The 17,620-nt window shown below is 37.1% G+C and carries 10 protein-coding genes, 2 tRNA genes, 3 rRNA genes and 1 riboswitch; of the genes, 1 reads left to right on the top strand and 14 read right to left on the bottom strand.

Annotated features, from left to right (window positions below):
- Position 1 precedes the first annotated feature (1 nt).
- From AC0N0V_RS05080 to infC, 7 genes are all read right to left on the bottom strand, one after another.
- Complete coding sequence (locus tag AC0N0V_RS05080; RefSeq protein ID WP_474462510.1) at positions 2–496, bottom strand: prolyl-tRNA synthetase associated domain-containing protein; 495 nt, start codon at positions 494–496, stop codon at positions 2–4.
- Positions 497–553: 57 nt separating this feature from the next.
- Positions 554–1,924 (bottom strand): D-serine ammonia-lyase, encoded by a 1,371-nt coding sequence (gene dsdA / locus AC0N0V_RS05075; protein ID WP_474462509.1) that lies wholly within the window; start codon positions 1,922–1,924, stop codon positions 554–556.
- Between the two features lie 229 nt (positions 1,925–2,153).
- A complete protein-coding gene (locus AC0N0V_RS05070; protein ID WP_474462508.1) occupies positions 2,154–5,291 on the bottom strand; it encodes an AAA family ATPase in 3,138 nt (1,045 codons plus the stop codon).
- 2 nt (positions 5,292–5,293) lie between these two features.
- Complete coding sequence (locus AC0N0V_RS05065) at positions 5,294–6,493, bottom strand: exonuclease SbcCD subunit D (RefSeq protein ID WP_474462507.1); 1,200 nt, start codon at positions 6,491–6,493, stop codon at positions 5,294–5,296.
- Between the two features lie 24 nt (positions 6,494–6,517).
- A complete protein-coding gene (gene menA, locus AC0N0V_RS05060) occupies positions 6,518–7,474 on the bottom strand; it encodes a 1,4-dihydroxy-2-naphthoate polyprenyltransferase (protein ID WP_474462506.1) in 957 nt (318 codons plus the stop codon).
- A gap of 212 nt (positions 7,475–7,686) precedes the next feature.
- Entirely contained in the window at positions 7,687–9,141 is a 1,455-nt protein-coding gene (locus AC0N0V_RS05055; protein ID WP_474464448.1) for an amino acid permease, read from the bottom strand.
- A gap of 132 nt (positions 9,142–9,273) precedes the next feature.
- Positions 9,274–9,449: riboswitch (Lysine riboswitch) on the bottom strand.
- 67 nt (positions 9,450–9,516) lie between these two features.
- Positions 9,517–10,026 carry a translation initiation factor IF-3 gene (infC, locus tag AC0N0V_RS05050; RefSeq protein WP_474464446.1) on the bottom strand — a complete coding sequence of 170 codons (510 nt, stop codon included), beginning with the start codon at positions 10,024–10,026 and terminating at the stop codon, positions 9,517–9,519.
- A gap of 281 nt (positions 10,027–10,307) precedes the next feature.
- Here infC and AC0N0V_RS05045 point away from each other — a divergent pair, with 281 nt between their 5' ends.
- A complete protein-coding gene (locus AC0N0V_RS05045) occupies positions 10,308–10,481 on the top strand; it encodes a hypothetical protein (protein WP_474462505.1) in 174 nt (57 codons plus the stop codon).
- Positions 10,482–10,678: 197 nt separating this feature from the next.
- Here the strand turns inward: AC0N0V_RS05045 and AC0N0V_RS05040 are convergent, their stop codons facing one another.
- The 7 genes from AC0N0V_RS05040 to AC0N0V_RS05010 form a co-directional block, all read right to left on the bottom strand.
- A complete protein-coding gene (locus AC0N0V_RS05040; RefSeq protein WP_474462504.1) occupies positions 10,679–11,134 on the bottom strand; it encodes an L-2-amino-thiazoline-4-carboxylic acid hydrolase in 456 nt (151 codons plus the stop codon).
- Positions 11,135–11,169: 35 nt separating this feature from the next.
- Positions 11,170–12,009, bottom strand: a complete 840-nt coding sequence (gene proC / locus AC0N0V_RS05035) for a pyrroline-5-carboxylate reductase (RefSeq protein WP_474462503.1) — start codon at positions 12,007–12,009, stop codon at positions 11,170–11,172.
- A 182-nt stretch (positions 12,010–12,191) separates the two neighbouring features.
- A tRNA-Asn gene (locus AC0N0V_RS05030) sits at positions 12,192–12,266 on the bottom strand.
- 9 nt (positions 12,267–12,275) lie between these two features.
- Positions 12,276–12,392 (bottom strand): 5S ribosomal RNA (gene rrf, locus AC0N0V_RS05025).
- 85 nt (positions 12,393–12,477) lie between these two features.
- Positions 12,478–15,380, bottom strand: a 23S ribosomal RNA gene (locus tag AC0N0V_RS05020).
- 264 nt (positions 15,381–15,644) lie between these two features.
- Positions 15,645–15,720 (bottom strand) — tRNA-Ala (locus AC0N0V_RS05015).
- 163 nt (positions 15,721–15,883) lie between these two features.
- A 16S ribosomal RNA gene (locus tag AC0N0V_RS05010) occupies positions 15,884–17,390 on the bottom strand.
- Together the 16S, 23S and 5S rRNA genes with 2 tRNA genes alongside form the textbook arrangement of a ribosomal RNA operon.
- Between the last annotated feature and the right edge of the window lie 230 nt (positions 17,391–17,620).

The raw sequence follows: 17,620 nt of genomic DNA, 5'->3' as shown, positions 1-17,620 counted from the left end.
GTTAGATTTTTGCGTAGGAAACTTCATTCCCGCACCATTCAAGAAATTTTAAAAGATCACTATAACTTATTGTCACAGTTCCAGTATTTACATTTGGGTGTATATTAATCTCAGATAAATTTGCTAAATCCTTATCCAATACAACCTTTACACTTTTCTCTTTATCATTGATTAAACCTAGTGGGCTTACTGAGCCTGGTTTAAGTCCTAAGTATTTATCTAATCTTTCTGGTGATGCAAAGCTTAGCTTTGTGCTACCTATCTGTTCTGATAGTTTTTTCAGGTCAACTTTTTTTGTATCTATTACAACAACTAGATAATGAATATTTCCTTTTGCATTTCGAACAAAGAGATTTTTTAAATGTTGTTCTTTTAATGGTAGATTTAATTCATTTGCCGCTTCACTAGTTAAAACTGGGTCATGTTCATATTTATTGTATTGTATTTTTAATTCATCCAATACATCATATACCTTTTGTACGCTTTCTGTGGTCATCTTCTAATCTTCCCTTCATTATTTTTTATTTAATTTTATACTTTTATTATTAATCATTTATTGCGTAGATGATATAAGTTTACAGCCTTTTTCGTAATAATCCTTCATAATATTTTCTGGTACCATACTACCTCCAGTAGCCCAAAGTATATGAGAAGCATATCTCATTTTATCCTTTAAGTTACTGTTCTCTAAAAACTTCTTTCCTTCTTCAGTTTTAAACAATCCTACTGGACCACTAAATCCGGCTAAAGCTGAAGGCTCTAAGTAGATATTTTCTGAATCTACTAATTTACTTAAAAGCATATACAGTTCATCGTCTTGTACAGTATAGACCCCACTTATTAAGTTCTCTAAAGTTTTTCCAACAAAACCTGATGCTCTGCCAACAGCTAATCCATCTGCTTCTGTTTTATTATCTACGCCAAAATCTTGAACAGAAACCTTATCATGAAGTCCTGTCATTAACCCTATAAGCATACATGGTGAATGAGTTGGTTCTGCAAAGAAAAAATGCACATTATCTTTGAACATTAGTTTCAATCCAAAAGCCACTCCACCTGGCCCTCCACCAACTCCACATGGAAGATAAACAAACAATGGATGTTCTTCGTCTACAGTAATATTATCTTTTTCCAATTGGCCTTTTAGCCTAATAGCTGCTACTGCATATCCTAAGAATAGGTTTGTTGAATTTTCATCATCAACGAAATACATATTAGGATCATTTTCTGATTGTTTTCTTCCTTCCGCTACCGCCTTACTATAGTCGGATTCGTATTCAACTACTGTTACACCTTTACTTCTAAGCAAATCCTTTTTCCACTGTTTTGCATCGGCGGACATATGAACATAAACTTTAAATCCAAGCTGTGCACTCATTATACCAATGCTAAGCCCTAAATTACCTGTTGACCCTACTGCAATAGAATATTTAGAAAAAAACTCTCTAAATTTATCGCTATCTATAATTGAATAATCGTCTTCTAACCTTAACATATTATGCTCTAAGGCGAGATCTTCAGCATGTTTAAGTACCTCATAAATCCCACCTCTTGCTTTGATAGAACCTGAGACAGCAAGATGGCTATCACATTTTAGTAATAACTCCCCCAAAACACTTTGATTAAACAATTGTTCCAATTCCTTTTTCATATTTGGAATCTTAACAATAGGTGATTCTATTATTCCATTTGTTTTTTTAGTCTCAGTAAATACCTTTTCTATGTATGGTGCAAAACGTTTTAATCTTTCTTCCGCATCTTTTACATCTTTTTCAGATAATGATATATTCTTCATTGATTCTTCAAATCTACTATATTTAGAATTAGTCCAAAATACCTCTTCTGTCTTGACAACCTTGCTCATTAATGGATATTGATTTATCCATTCACTAGCTAGTTTACCCTCAATCATTTTATTCTCCATTTCTCATATTCCCCCCTTTCTCCTTCATTTAACTATATATCTAGAAAATTTTAAATGTTTATATTTATTAATATTTTAAATGTATTATCGTATAATGTCAAATTTTAATCAATGTTACTTTATATGGGTACATAATGTTATGTTCTTTATTATTCAGCAGTTATAACTAAAGCGACTACCACTAAATTTACAGTGTAATAAAAAAGCGACTCATATGAGCCGCTTTTTGCTAAACTATAAATTTTGCCTTGCTGCCTTCCTTAGCAGTAGTTATCTCTAATCTTGCATCTATTCTTTCTTTAAGTTCAGGTACATGTGATATTATTCCTACTAATCTTCCACCTCTTTGTAAATCGATTAAGCATTGAATTGCATTATCAAGTGATTCAGGATCCAGTGTACCAAACCCTTCATCTACGAACATAGTATCAAGACTTATTCCCCCTGCATAGGATTGAATTACGTCAGCAAGTCCAAGAGCTAGTGCCAAAGAAGCCTTAAAACTCTCTCCGCCAGATAAAGTCTTAACATGACGTGCCTTACCTGTGTAATTATCGAACACTTCAAGTTCAAGTCCCTCCTGCTTCCTTCCCTTACCCTTTTCCTCTTTTCTGCTTAATATAAATCTACCAGCCGCCATTTTATTAAGCCTTAGATTAGCAGCACTTATTATTTCATCAAAATAAGCCGCTAAAACATATCTCTCAAAGGTTATTCTCTCCCTGTTATCTCCTGTTGCAATTCTAGCTAACTCCCCAATTATACTGTACTTTTTTTCATCCTCACCTATAATCTCATTTATAGTTTGAGTTTCCTTAAGTGCTTTTTTGTTATTGCTAATTCTTGAAAAAATATATTTTTCCCTATCTTCTAATTGCTGGCCTTTCTCCTTAAGTATGTTTGCAGAATCCTTTAGCTCTTGAAGAAATACTTCCTTTAATCCATCTGTATCCTTTACTAACTTTTCTACTCTATCCTTTAAGGATTTTAGGTTTTGTTGATAGTCTGATATATCCTTACCTAAAGAGTTAATCTCTTCCTCCGTCATTTTATGAAAAGTATATTCATCATAGCTATTAAAGCCTGCAGATTTGATTCTATTATTTAACTGCTCCTGCCATAGTTTTACTTCTTTGTCCGCTTCTTCAATATTCCTTACCTTACTCTCCTTGTCAGCCTTACAAGCCGCACATTCTGTTTGGGCTTTATTGTAGTTTTCTTGCGAATTTTTATAAGAATTTTCGAGTGCATTAAGTACATTTTGTAACTCTTCAATTCTTACAATTAGCTTATGTACTGTTCTTACATCTTCAGAGATCTCTTTTTCTATGTTTAAAAGAATTTTTTCTTCACTCTCTACTTTTCCATAAAACTCTGTATATTCTTTCTCTTTAACTACCAGAGTTTCTTCCTTATTTTTTATTTCTTCTCCCAGTTTCACTATAGAAGCTTCAATAACTACTTTCCTCTCTATAGTCTTTATCAAATTACTTTGTTCTTCTTTTAATACCTTTAGCTCTTCTCCTATCTGTTTTCCTTTAGTAGCTAAGTATTTAAGCAACTCTTTTTCTCCAACTTTTGTAACATCTTCAGTTAAAAATATTTTTAGTTTTTCCTTTTGTTCTTCTAATTCATCCCTACTCTTTTTTAATATACCATTTAAATCTGCTAAAGCATTTAACTTTTTATCTCTCACTTCTCTTGAAGCATTATATTTATCTTTCTCTACTTTAAGCTCTTCCTCAGTAGGTACTCCGTTTATTAATTCTGCTGGGTGAGGATGATTTGTAGAACCACATACTGGACAAGGTCTATTTTCTCTTAAATCCTTTGCTAAAAGCCCTGCCTGGCCTTTTCTAAAATTATCCTCCATGACCTCATATTTAACTTTAATGCTATTATATTCTTCTTCAAACTCATTAAACTTTTTACTCTCATCTATATGTTTATCATAGGCTTTTTCATAGGCTTCAGTTTTTTTATATAAACTTCTAAGATCATTAATTAAGTTGTCTTTTTCAATTATAATTCTATCGAGTTTTTCATTTTGAATTTCCGATTTCTGAGCCTCTACCAACTCTTTACTCATAACCTCTAATTTAAACTTCCCCTCATTTATAGAAGATCTAAGCTTATTTAAAAACTCGTCTTTACTCTTTATATCTTTTCTAAGTTTAATTATTTGCAAACCTTTTTCTTCATATTCTTTAATTTTTTCTTCCTTACTTTTAAGATTTATAATATTCTCTGAAAGCTTTTTTCTTTCACCTTCCTTAGCTTCTTCTTGTTCTAATATATCTTTCCATCTCACAAGTTTCTCTTCTGATAATTTAAGCTTTTCTTCTGCTTCTCTATGCTGAAGTTTTCTTAAACTAAAGCTATTCTGCCTATCTTTTAAGGAATCCTCAACTAGCCTTACTTCAATTGCTTTTCTTCCCTTATTTAGTTTATCTTCTTTTTCTACATACTCTTTTTCCTTTGATAGATATAAATGATAAATCTCATCAAGTTCCTTTTTTTCTTTAAGTTTTTTATTTGTTTCCTCGCCTTCAACTATGCCTTTCTGGATTTTAACTTGCTCATCCTTAATTTTCTGAATCTCTTCTTTTAATTTTTCACTTTTTTCTTTGTCCTTAGTAATAATTTCATCTGTTCTATTAATAATCTCTGTTATGTTCAAGTCTTCTGCATTTATAAGCTTCAGCAAAAACTCATCATCACCAGCTTCAATATGCTTTACATGGGTATTTCTTTCAGTTCTTGTTTGTGCAATTTTTTTATAAATATCCTTTCTTTGATCTTCTAATCTTCTTTGAATTGATTCAAAGGCTTCTGTACCAAAAATTTTTCTAAATATGACTTCTCTTTCTGCACTGTCTGACTCTAATAGCTTTCTAAATTCTCCCTGAGGTAGCATTACTATCTGTCTAAATTGATTTTTATTTATTCCTAAAATTCCGCTGACTTTTTCATCAACGGTATTTACTTTTGTAATTACATCACCATCTGGAAGAATTAAATGTGCTTCTGCATTCTTAGATACAGTTCCTTCTCCTCTTGCCTTCTTTCTCTCTTGCTGTGGAAATCTTGTAATCTTGTATTCTTTTCCTCTAAGCTCAAATTCCAATTCCACATATGTTTGGATATCAAGTGAAGCAAAATCACTTCTCAAGCTGTCCTTATCTCTGCTGCTTCCTGATGCTTCTCCAAAAAGTGCATAACTTATGGCATCAAATATAGTAGTCTTCCCTGCCCCTGTAGGGCCAGTTATTAAAAATATATTCTTGTCATTTAACTTTTTAAAATCTATAGTTTCCACACCTGCATAAGGGCCAAAAGCACTCATCGTCAACTTAAGTGGCCTCATTTCTACTTCACCTCTTTCTCCACAGCTTCTACTACTTCTTTCACTATTTGTAGCTTCTCTTCCGATATTTCCATGCCGGCTATAGCTGAATAAAACTCTTGAAAAAGTTGAAGCTTTGACTTACTCTGATGACCAGCTGCAGCTGAAGTTCTGCTATCTTCTTTTTCTCTTTTATCTTCCCTGTGAAGCCCCATTATGTTTGGATAAACTGCTCTTAGTTTCGAGATAGGATCAATTAACTCTCCCTCATCTACAAGAATAGCATATATATAATCTTCAACATTTCCCTCACCATAAACCTTTGGATCTATAAGTTGATTTAGTGGTCCTTTTATCACCCTCATATCTCTTTTTGGTATAAGCTGTTTTAGTTCTATAGATACTTCGCCATTCTTATCTATATTAACTATAGTCACACCTTTTTTGTGGCTGGTTTCTGAAAAAGAGTATTTTAATAATGAACCTGAGTATCTCATCTTATTACTTCCAACCTTTTGCGGTCCATGAAGATGTCCAAGAGCAGTGTAGTTAAAGGAACTAAAATATTCTCCTCTTATTATATCGGTTCCACCTATGCTTAAAAGTCTCTCAGAATCCGAAGTTTCAAGCCCTGCTCTAGTATGTGGATTTTCATCTTTACTATCTATCTCTTCCTTCATAAAAGTAACATAACCATGTGCTACCAATATATTTTTCTCATCTTCATTCATATTTTCTTTTATTTTTTCAATAACTTTCTTCATAGCATCATCATGAGTTAATATTTCATCGTCCTCTAAAATATGTTTTATTTCTCTTGGGTCTCCATAAGGAAGTAGAAAAAAGTTTACAGGACCATGTTCATCTTTCAAAACTATTCTTTTAATCTCTTTATCAAAAACTCCTGCAATATATAACCCATTTTTAGTTAAAATTCTGCTTCCAAAAGATAATCTTTCTGCTCCGTCATGATTGCCTGCTATGGCAAGTATTGGTGTTTTAAATTCTAATAAAATCTTGCTAAATACTCTATCTAAAAGCTCCACTGCTTCAACTGGTGGTATACTTCTGTCGTATAAATCTCCCGCAATAATTAAAGCATGAGGTTTTTCTTCCTCGATAACTTTTATTAACTGTTCTAGAATAAATTCTTGATCTTCTATCATACTAAATTCATTTACAATCTTTCCTATATGCCAATCTCCTGTATGAATTATCTTCATAAGTTTTCATCCCCCTAGAGTTCTTTATATTAATAAGTCAAAAAGTAATACTAATCCTATTACAGCAATATGGCTCAAATTCATTAATGCAAAGTTTTTAACAGATAGCACAAAAGTCTCACTTTTTATTGGCCTATTACAAAACATTTTTGTATTCTTATTTACAGGAATTAGTGTAACTAATACTAGCAAACTGGCTATTGGAACAATCCTAAGTGATACCGAGACTACTATGCTTATGTATCCCATATAACACAATGCCTTAAATAGCTTTAGTGCGTTCTCTCTACCTGTATAATAAGGTAATGTAAATCTTTTGATTTTAATATCCTCTTCAACATCACAAATGTTATTGGCAAGCATTATGTTAGCTATTCCATTTACGGCAGGAATAGAGATTAAAAATATGTAAATCACTTCTAATACATTAATACTTAAATTTAACATATTATTTTTATATGTGAGTAACACTATATTTTGATCGTATATGTGAATATAAATTGATAAAAATAAAATTATAAATCCCATAAAGAAACCTGAAAATATTTCTCCTAAAGGCATACGAGAAATAGGAACTGGTCCAAAGGTATAAAGTATACCTACTCCAAAGGAAAGTATACCTATTAGAAGCACAACAACATTAGTTTTTAAGGTTAATATAAATCCAAAACCTGTGGCAACAGTCAGAAGTGAAAATATTATAAATTGTACAGTAGATTCTTTTATATTATCATCTACAATTACGTTCTTACTTTTATCAATAGCTCCTCTTATGCTAATCTCATTTTTATAATCGTAATAATTGTTGATAGCTGTAGTTGCCATATCAAAAGCTAATAATGATGTAAACATTATTAGAAAATTTATTATCTTAAAATGGTCGTACCTATATATAGTGTAAAGTGTTCCTAATATAAATGGTATTACACTCGCTGGCTTTGTCTGAATTTCTACCAATTTAAAAAAACTGTTTAATTTCATTTTTCTCCTCCACTGTTATCAAATTTTGTCACTTTCCATATTAATAATATATTATACCTTACATTACTTTTTTGCAAAATATATATTAGTTATAGATATTGAAAAATATGCAAAACAACCATAAAAAGTCATAACTTTTAATTATAACTTTCTATGGTTGTTATTCATTTTACAATATATTAAATTTATATTTCAGTATACAAAATATTTAACTATGATATTTTTGAGTTATCAGTGCTAAAATCTACATCCATTAACTCAACAACCTTTGTATTATGTTTCTTTTTATATCCTAACCATAAAGCTAAGAATAATGGCAATCCTATATATGAAGAGATTACTCCACTCCAATCGATTTTGTCAGCTTCAAAGTAACTAACTCCTTGCCCTAAAATAACTACAGTACATAATACTAGAGCTATAATTGGACCTAGTGGGAATAGCTTTGCTGTATACTTTAACTTACCTAAGTCACGCCCTTGAGCAACATAAGCCTTACGGAAGCGGTAGTGACATAATGCTATACCTACCCATGCAACAAAGCCTGCAAGTCCGGATGCTGCTATAAGCCATACATAAACTGTAGTCTCAGCATAAAGTCCTGTTAAGAAGCAAGCTGATGCTACTATTGTAGTTAGTATTAAAGCGTTTATAGGAACTCCTCTTGAGTTAACTTTTCCAAGCCAAACTGGAGCTTTTCCATCCTTAGCCATTGCGTATAGCATTCTACTTGAAGCGTACATTCCTGAGTTTCCAGCTGATAACACGGAAGTTAAAATAACTGCATTCATTAACGATGCTGCAGCTGCTATACCAGCTTTTTGGAATACTAACGTGAATGGACTTGTTTCAACACTTGCATCCATGTAAGGTATTATTGCTCCTACTACAAAAATTGTTCCTAAATAGAAAATTAGGATTCTCCAGAATATAGTATTAATCGCTTTTGGTATGTTTTTCTCTGGATCTTCACTTTCTCCTGCAGCTATACCTACAAGTTCTGTCCCCTGAAATGAGAATCCTGCAATTAAAAACACCATAAATATTGACTTAGCTCCACCAACAAATGGTGCCTCTCCAACAGTAAAGTTCTTAAGACCAATTGTTTGTCCACCTAATATTCCAAATATAGTAGCAGCACCTATTAATAAAAATACAATAACAGTAAGTACTTTAATTCCTGCAAACCAATATTCTGACTCACCATAAGCTCTTGCTGATAAAAGATTAAGTGCAACTATTAATACAAGGAATAGAACGCTCCACACTAACGCAGGAACATTTGGGAACCAGTATTTCATAAGTAACGCACCTGCAACCATTTCTGCTGCAACTGTAATAGCCCAGTTATACCAATAGTTCCAACCCATTGCGAACCCAAAGGCTGGATCAACAAATTTTGATGCATAAATTCCAAAGGACCCTGAGTCTGGCATAAATGTTGCCATTTCCCCTAAGCTTGTCATTAAGAAATAAACCATAACTCCTATACAACCATATGCAACTAGTGCTCCTCCTGGACCGGCTTGATTAATAGTAGCACCTAGTGCTAAAAATATACCTGTTCCAATAGCACCACCCATAGCTATCATATTTAGATGTCTCGCTGTTAAACTTCTTTTTAGTTCATTAGAACCTACATTATTTTGTCCTGCAGCATTTTGCATTTTTTCTTCCTCCTTATCGGTTTTACTTTTTCCGATAAGTGAATTAACTAAGATAAGCATAAAAAACACCCCGAGTATACACTCAGGGTGTTAAAATACGTATTTATACATAAAATACATATTAATTCCACATTGAATGATAGCTCACCACAAATTTTATTTGTGACAGTCTTGCATATATTCTATGCAACCCCAGCTATACAGCAATAAAGCATCTGCTGTATGCTTCGGCAAAATTTCCTTTCAAACTGCTTCATTGTGCTTACCTCTGCAGTTCTACTATTAAACTTTGCGCCTCTACCTCAGTTATTCACTTACTATACTAATTATTATACATCATAATACATAATTAGTAAATAAAATTTAATAAAATAATTATTGTTTCTTAGGTGCTAAAATCATAATCATGTTATTTCCTTCAAGTTTAGGCGGTTTTTCAACTACTCCAACCTCACCTATTTTAGAAACAAATACATCAAATACTTTAGCGCCTAAACTCGTATAGTTATTTTGTCTTCCTTTAAATCTAATGGAGACTTTAACTTTATTTTCTTTAGATAAAAACTTTATAGCATTATTTGCTTTAATTTCTATATCATTTTCTTCTATTGTAGGACTTAATCTTATTTCCTTTATATCTACAATTTTTTGGTTCTTTTTGGCTTCCTTTTCTTTTTTAGATTGCTCATAAAGGAACTTGTTATAGTCCATTATTTTACATACAGGTGGGTTAGCTGTTGGAGAAATCATTACTAAATCTAATTCCTTTTCCCTTGCAAGGTTTAAAGCATCCCTTGTATTCACTACTTTGCTTTCCTCTTCTCCAACTAATCTAATTTCTTTCTCTCTGATTCCTTCATTTAAATTAAAATTTTTATTAATAATACAACACCTCCAAATTATTTTTTCAAAAGTAACTTTATATAATTTATTATTTGTCACCTTTTAATGTTAATATTCAATTTCTTTGGTTAGAACCAACCTTTTCCATTATACACTATGTAACACCTACTGCATAGGTTATATACAGTAATATTATTTATTTTATTTTTCTTGAATTATTATATAATATGATTTAGCATACCTTTGATAACCAGACATATATTTTTTAAAGCTACACAAGCTATTTTTAGTGACAAGTAATCTAAAAGGTAGGTGATTATATAATGACTGAAGATATGTTTAATATAATAAAAGTTCAAGAAACCTACAGTAAAAGCGAAACAAATAAATTTTTAGGTAATGGTTGGAAATTGTTAAATGTTTATACCAGTACCTTTACCTTTGAGCCTAATGATCAAGTTAATGTTTATGTATTAGGTAAGCCTAATGAGCTATAAATCTTAGTTAAATATCAATTATATTATGTGTAGTTTTTGCAATTTATCCTTTTACTATCCAAACAAATGCTTGAATCAAACTTTATAAAATTGAATAGGATTAAATTTAAATTAATATATTATTAGTTTTATTTTAAGTTCATTTATAAAAAATAAACCTTAATGAATTTTTTATCATTAAGGTCTATTTTTTAATACTATTTTTTAGGTTTAACTAAAAATCTGCAGCAGTCATCTCCACAAGTCTTGCAAAGTGGTCTTTCAAACTCTGCATTAAACCCTTCATATAGCACATCATCTATTTCACAATATATTGCCCCAATATCCTCAGCCCCCAGTTCTTTCCACATATCGTGCATTGGACAGTATGTTATATCATCTGGATTATTAGGGTCTCTCTCCCATGAAATACCTGGCATATCCCTTACTTTTAAGTAGGTATCAAGATTTATTGGAAGCCCCTTCTCACGAGCCTCCTCATGCATAGATTCTAACCTTGCACCTCCAAATTTCTTTATAGAAGCTCTTACTGCTTCCTTTCCTTTTTCCTCACCTAATGTTTCGATCATTTCCTTTGCCATGAAGTAATAAAGCTCAGCCATAAGCTTAGCCATTCTTTCTACTGGGTTATCAGCACTTCTTATCTTGCTCATATTTATACCTCCATTAATGATATTTGGGATATTTTTTATTCTGCTTTCTTACCAACTTCCTCCATACGAACCTTTCCAGCTTCTATAGCATTCATCACCGTTCCTCTAAATCCACCCTGCTCTAGCGCTCTAACTCCTGCAATAGTTGCACCTCCTGGAGAACAAACCTTATCCTTTAATAGCCCCGGATGATCTCCAGATTCAAGAACCATCTTAGCTGCTCCCATAACAGTCTGCGCTGCTAAGGTTTGAGCCATTTCACGTGAAAGCCCCATTTCTACTCCACCATCCGCCATTGCTTCAATAAACATGTATACGTATGCCGGGCCACAACCACTCACTGATGTTATAGGATCTATTAGGTTTTCAGGTGCTAAATAAGCTACACCTAATGCTTTAAATATGTGCAATGCGAGCTCTCCATTTTCCTTTGTAGCCTTTTTCCCAAGTGCTATTCCTGATGCCCCTACGTTAACAAGCATTGGAGTATTAGGTATAACTCTAATTACAGGAGCATTACCTAAATATTTCTCTATAGCAGCAGTTTTTGCACCTCCAACTATAGAAATAACTACATGCTCTTCATTCCAAGAACAATCTCTTATACTTTCTAAAACGTTTTTTAATACTTGTGGCTTAACAGCCAATATAATAATATCACAGTTTTCTATTAAGTATTTATAACCACTCTCTCTGTCACTGCTTGAATTTGTTATCTTAAGAGTTTCTTTTAGATACTCTAGTCTTGAATTTAGAACATCCATAACATAAATATCTTTAGAATTGCATAATTCGGCATTTATTAATCCCTTGATTATAGCTTCTCCCATTTGGCCTCCGCCTATAAATCCAACCTTTTTCCCTAACATTCCCATAATATATCCCTCCTAAAACTCTTTTATCTATACGATATTATATATTATTTAGGTAGGTTTGTATAATTATTTTTACTAAAATTCTTATTTAGGTAATTAACTCTTTATAAAACAAAAAAACTGCTTTCATAAAAAGCAGCTTCTCTATCTATATTTTAACATTATATTATCCAAAATAAAAATGGCTCCGTGGAGAGGACTCGAACCTCCAACCCTTCGGTTAACAGCCGAATGCTCCGCCGTTGAGCTACCACGGAATATTTTCAACCTAGCAGCGACCTACTCTTCCACACAGTCTCCCGTGCAGTACCATCGGCACTGTGAAGCTTAACCATCGTGTTCGGAATGGGAACGGGTGTAGCCTTCACGTCATAACCACTAGATAACTAGGCATTCCAAATCTTTGATTTGGTATGTTCAGTTATGCATAGCTTTGAGATATTCTCTCAAAATTGCACAGTGATATATTAGGTCAAGCCCTCGACCTATTAGTATCAGTCAGCTGAACATGTTACCATGCTTACACCTCTGACCTATCAACCTTGTGTTCTTCAAGGGGTCTTACTAGCTTACGCTATGGGAAATCTTATCTTGAGGTGGGCTTCACGCTTAGATGCTTTCAGCGTTTATCCCGTCCCGACATAGCTACCCAGCTGTGCTCCTGGCGGAACAACTGGTGCACCAGAGGTCAGTCCATCCCGGTCCTCTCGTACTAAGGACAGCTCCTCTCAAATTTCCTACGCCCGCGACGGATAGGGACCGAACTGTCTCACGACGTTCTGAACCCAGCTCGCGTGCCGCTTTAATGGGCGAACAGCCCAACCCTTGGGACCTACTTCAGCCCCAGGATGCGACGAGCCGACATCGAGGTGCCAAACCTCCCCGTCGATGTGGACTCTTGGGGGAGATCAGCCTGTTATCCCCGAGGTAGCTTTTATCCGTTGAGCGATGGCCCTCCCACGAGGTACCACCGGATCACTAAGCCCGACTTTCGTCCCTGCTCCACTTGTTTGTGTCGCAGTCAGGCTCCCTTCTGCCTTTGCACTCTACGAACGATTTCCAACCGTTCTGAGGGAACCTTTGGGCGCCTCCGTTACTTTTTAGGAGGCGACCGCCCCAGTCAAACTGCCCACCTAACAATGTCCCGTGACCAGATTCATGGCCGCCGGTTAGAATCCCAGTACTGTCAGGGTGGTATCCCAAGGACGACTCCACAAAGGCTGACGCCTCTGCTTCGCAGTCTCCCACCTATCCTGTACAGACAATACCGAGACTCAATGCTAAGCTACAGTAAAGCTCTACGGGGTCTTTCCGTCCAATCGCGGGTAGCGAGCATCTTCACTCGCAATACAATTTCGCCGGATTTGTTGTCGAGACAGTGCCCAAGTCATTACGCCATTCGTGCGGGTCGGAACTTACCCGACAAGGAATTTCGCTACCTTAGGACCGTTATAGTTACGGCCGCCGTTTACTGGGGCTTAAGTTCACACCTTCGCTTGCGCTAAGTGTTCCCCTTAACCTTCCAGCACCGGGCAGGCGTCAGCCCCTATACATCAGCTTTCGCTTTAGCAGAGACCTGTGTTTTTGCTAAACAGTTGCTTGGGCCTATTCTCTGCGACCACCTTGCGGTGGCACCCCTTCTCCCGAAGTTACGGGGTCAATTTGCCGAGTTCCTTGACAACAATTCTTCCGCTGGTCTTAGGATTCTCTCCTCACCTACCTGTGTCGGTTTGCGGTACGGGCACCAGTTTACTCCATAGAGACTTTTCTTGGCAGCGTGGAATCAGATACTTCGCCCAAAAGGGCTCCCCATCACGCCTCAGCTAATACAGGCGGATTTGCCTATCCTGTATACCTAAACGCTTAGACGCACATCCAATAGTGCGCACATCTTATCCTCCTGCGTCATCCCATTTGTAATAACGCAAACTGGTGGTATCGGAATATCAACCGATTGTCCATCACCTACGCCTTTCGGCCTCGGCTTAGGTCCCGACTAACCCTGAGCGGACGAGCCTTCCTCAGGAAACCTTAGGTTTTCGACCAATAAGATTCTCACTTATTTCTCGCTACTTATGCCAGCATACTCACTCCTGTACAGTCCACCGCTCCTTACGGTACGACTTCAACCCATACAGGAAGCTCCTCTACCACTGATACTTACGTATCAATCCATAGCTTCGGTGGTAAGTTTTAGCCCCGAACATCTTCGGCGCAGGATCTCTCGACTAGTGAGCTATTACGCACTCTTTAAATGAGTGGCTGCTTCTAAGCCAACATCCTAGTTGTCTTAGAAATCCCACATCCTTTTCCACTTAACTTACACTTTGGGACCTTAGCTGATGGTCTGGGCTGTTTCCCTTTTGACCACGGATCTTATCATTCGTAGTCTGACTGCTTTGATTCAAGTATATGGCATTCGGAGTTTGATAGGGTTCAGTAACTGTTGTCAGCCCCTAGCCCATTCAGTGCTCTACCTCCACTACTCATTCAAAACGCTAGCCCTAAAGCTATTTCGAGGAGAACCAGCTATCTCCGAGTTCGATTGGAATTTCTCCGCTATCCACAGCTCATCCCATGGTTTTTCAACACCAATGTGGTTCGGTCCTCCACGGAATTTTACTTCCGCTTCAACCTGTCCATGGATAGGTCACCCGGTTTCGGGTCTACGACATGCAACTTTTTGCCCTATTCAGACTCGGTTTCCCTTCGGCTACGTATCTTAAATACTTAACCTTGCTACACATCGTAACTCGCTGGCTCGTTCTACAAAAAGCACGTCGTCGCAGGTAAAACTGCTTCGACTGATTGTGGACACACGGTTTCAGGTTCTATTTCACTCCCCTTCCGGGGTTCTTTTCACCTTTCCCTCACGGTACTGCTTCACTATCGGTCACCAGTTAGTATTTAGCCTTGGGAGGTGGTCCTCCCTGCTTCCCACAAGGTTTCACGTGTCTCGTGGTACTCTGGATCAGATCTGACTGTTATTCTTTTTACCTACAGGGCTGTTACCTTCTATGGCGGAGCCTTCCAGCTCTCTTCAATTAAGAAATCACAGTATTTAATGATCTGTCCGCAACCCCAGGAACAAGTTCCTGGTTTGGGCTCTTTCCCTTTCGCTCGCCGCTACTTAGGAAATCGATTTTTCTTTCTCTTCCTCCGGGTACTTAGATGTTTCAGTTCCCCGGGTCTACCTCTATAAACCTATGAATTCAGTTTACAGTACATAGCGTTAGCTATGTGGGTTGCCCCATTCGGAAATCTCCGGATCGCAGGCTATTTGCGCCTACCCGAAGCTTATCGCAGCTTATCGCGTCCTTCATCGGCTACTGGTGCCAAGGCATTCACCATGCGCCCTTTGTAGCTTGACCTATTGACCGAAAATTGCTATAAACTTTGCATCTCGACCTCAGATCACTCATTGCGGTGCTCATTTACCTGAAGTAAACTCCGCTCCTCACTCATGCTCTTCCTCGACCTGCTCGTTTCTATCAATTTTCTAGTTTTAGTTCATAAATCTACAAAGGTTTGTCATTTATATTTTCATATAAACAATCATACCTTTAGCTTTACTTTTTTATGTTAAATAACTTTCATTATTTAACGCTTATCACTGTGCAATTTTCAAAGAACAATGGTGGAGATAAAGGGATTCGAACCCTTGACCCCCTGCGTGCAAGGCAGGTGCTCTCCCAGCTGAGCTATACCCCCATATATAAATTAACAGTCGACAATTGATATGAATAACTATCCATATCAAATTAACAACACTTAATTTTCGAAAGACCTATTTTATGATCCCTCAAAATTAAACAGAGTGTAAACCAGAATTCCAATGTAACTAAAAACCTAAGTTCTAGTTATTATTCCTTAGAAAGGAGGTGATCCAGCCGCAGGTTCTCCTACGGCTACCTTGTTACGACTTCACCCCAATCACTGACCCCACCTTCGGCCGCTGGCTCCTTACGGTTACCTCACGGACTTCGGGTGTTGCCAGCTCTCATGGTGTGACGGGCGGTGTGTACAAGGCCCGGGAACGTATTCACCGCGACATTCTGATTCGCGATTACTAGCAACTCCAGCTTCATGTAGGCGAGTTTCAGCCTACAATCCGAACTGGGATGAGTTTTTTAGTTTGGCTCCCCCTCGCGGGTTTGCATCTAATTGTACTCACCATTGTAGCACGTGTGTAGCCCTGGACATAAGGGGCATGATGATTTGACGTCATCCCCACCTTCCTCCCGGTTAACCCGGGCAGTCTCACTAGAGTGCTCAACTTAATGGTAGCAACTAATGATAAGGGTTGCGCTCGTTGCAGGACTTAACCTAACATCTCACGACACGAGCTGACGACAACCATGCACCACCTGTCTCCCTGCCCCGAAGGGCTTCCTCCATTACGAGTAATTCAGGGGATGTCAAGTCCAGGTAAGGTTCTTCGCGTTGCTTCGAATTAAACCACATGCTCCGCTGCTTGTGCGGGCCCCCGTCAATTCCTTTGAGTTTTAATCTTGCGATCGTACTTCCCAGGCGGAGTACTTATTGTGTTAACTGCGGCACAGAGGGTTGGACCCCCCTACACCTAGTACTCATCGTTTACGGCGTGGACTACCAGGGTATCTAATCCTGTTTGCTACCCACGCTTTCATGCCTCAGCGTCAGTTATGGTCCAGAGAATCGCCTTCGCCACTGGTGTTCTTCCTAATCTCTACGCATTTCACCGCTACACTAGGAATTCCATTCTCCTCTCCCACACTCTAGATATCCAGTTTGAAATGCAGCTCCCAAGTTAAGCCCGGGAATTTCACATCTCACTTAAATATCCGCCTACGCATCCTTTACGCCCAGTAAATCCGGACAACGCTTGCCACCTACGTATTACCGCGGCTGCTGGCACGTAGTTAGCCGTGGCTTCCTCCTTGGGTACCGTCATTATCGTCCCCAAAGACAGAGCTTTACAACCCGAAGGCCTTCATCACTCACGCGGCGTTGCTGCATCAGGCTTTCGCCCATTGTGCAATATTCCCCACTGCTGCCTCCCGTAGGAGTCTGGACCGTATCTCAGTTCCAATGTGGCCGATCACCCTCTCAGGTCGGCTACGCATCGTCGCCTTGGTGAGCCTTTACCTCACCAACTAGCTAATGCGCCGCGGGTCCATCTCAAAGCGGATTACTCCTTTAATTAGTTCTTCATGCGAAAAACTAATGTTATGCGGTATTAATCTCCCTTTCGGGAGGCTATCCCCCTCTTTGAGGTAGGTTACCCACGTGTTACTCACCCGTCCGCCGCTAATCCATCCCGAAGGATTTCATCGCTCGACTTGCATGTGTTAGGCACGCCGCCAGCGTTCGTCCTGAGCCAGGATCAAACTCTCAATTTAAAAGTTTGTGACTCATTACTGTTTTGTTACTTAAAAATAACTCAAAGAATTGCTGGTTTATTTAAAAACAAGTTTTATCTTGTGTTTCACTCTGTTTAATTTTCAAGGATCAATTTGTTCAATCTTGACTACTTAGATACTTTATCACATCATTCTAAACTTGTCAAGATTTTTTATTTTTTGTCGCTTGTTACGACTTAATCATAATATCATAAACACATTTTTATGTC

This window comes from Clostridium sp. CS1-1 (assembly GCF_056135525.1).
Note: the sequence above shows the minus strand (reverse complement) of the source record. Positions and strands in the feature narration are given on the sequence as shown.

Bases quoted from the DNA above. Each gene is read 5' to 3' on its own strand.
- AC0N0V_RS05080 (WP_474462510.1), bottom strand. From the start codon at position 496: ATGACCACAGAAAGCGTACAAAAGGTATATGATGTATTGGATGAATTA.
- dsdA (WP_474462509.1), bottom strand. From the start codon at position 1,924: ATGGAGAATAAAATGATTGAGGGTAAACTAGCTAGTGAATGGATAAAT.
- AC0N0V_RS05070 (WP_474462508.1), bottom strand. From the start codon at position 5,291: ATGAGGCCACTTAAGTTGACGATGAGTGCTTTTGGCCCTTATGCAGGT.
- AC0N0V_RS05065 (WP_474462507.1), bottom strand. From the start codon at position 6,493: ATGAAGATAATTCATACAGGAGATTGGCATATAGGAAAGATTGTAAAT.
- menA (WP_474462506.1), bottom strand. From the start codon at position 7,474: ATGAAATTAAACAGTTTTTTTAAATTGGTAGAAATTCAGACAAAGCCA.
- AC0N0V_RS05055 (WP_474464448.1), bottom strand. From the start codon at position 9,141: ATGCAAAATGCTGCAGGACAAAATAATGTAGGTTCTAATGAACTAAAA.
- AC0N0V_RS05045 (WP_474462505.1), top strand. From the start codon at position 10,308: ATGACTGAAGATATGTTTAATATAATAAAAGTTCAAGAAACCTACAGT.
- AC0N0V_RS05040 (WP_474462504.1), bottom strand. From the start codon at position 11,134: ATGAGCAAGATAAGAAGTGCTGATAACCCAGTAGAAAGAATGGCTAAG.
- proC (WP_474462503.1), bottom strand. From the start codon at position 12,009: ATGGGAATGTTAGGGAAAAAGGTTGGATTTATAGGCGGAGGCCAAATG.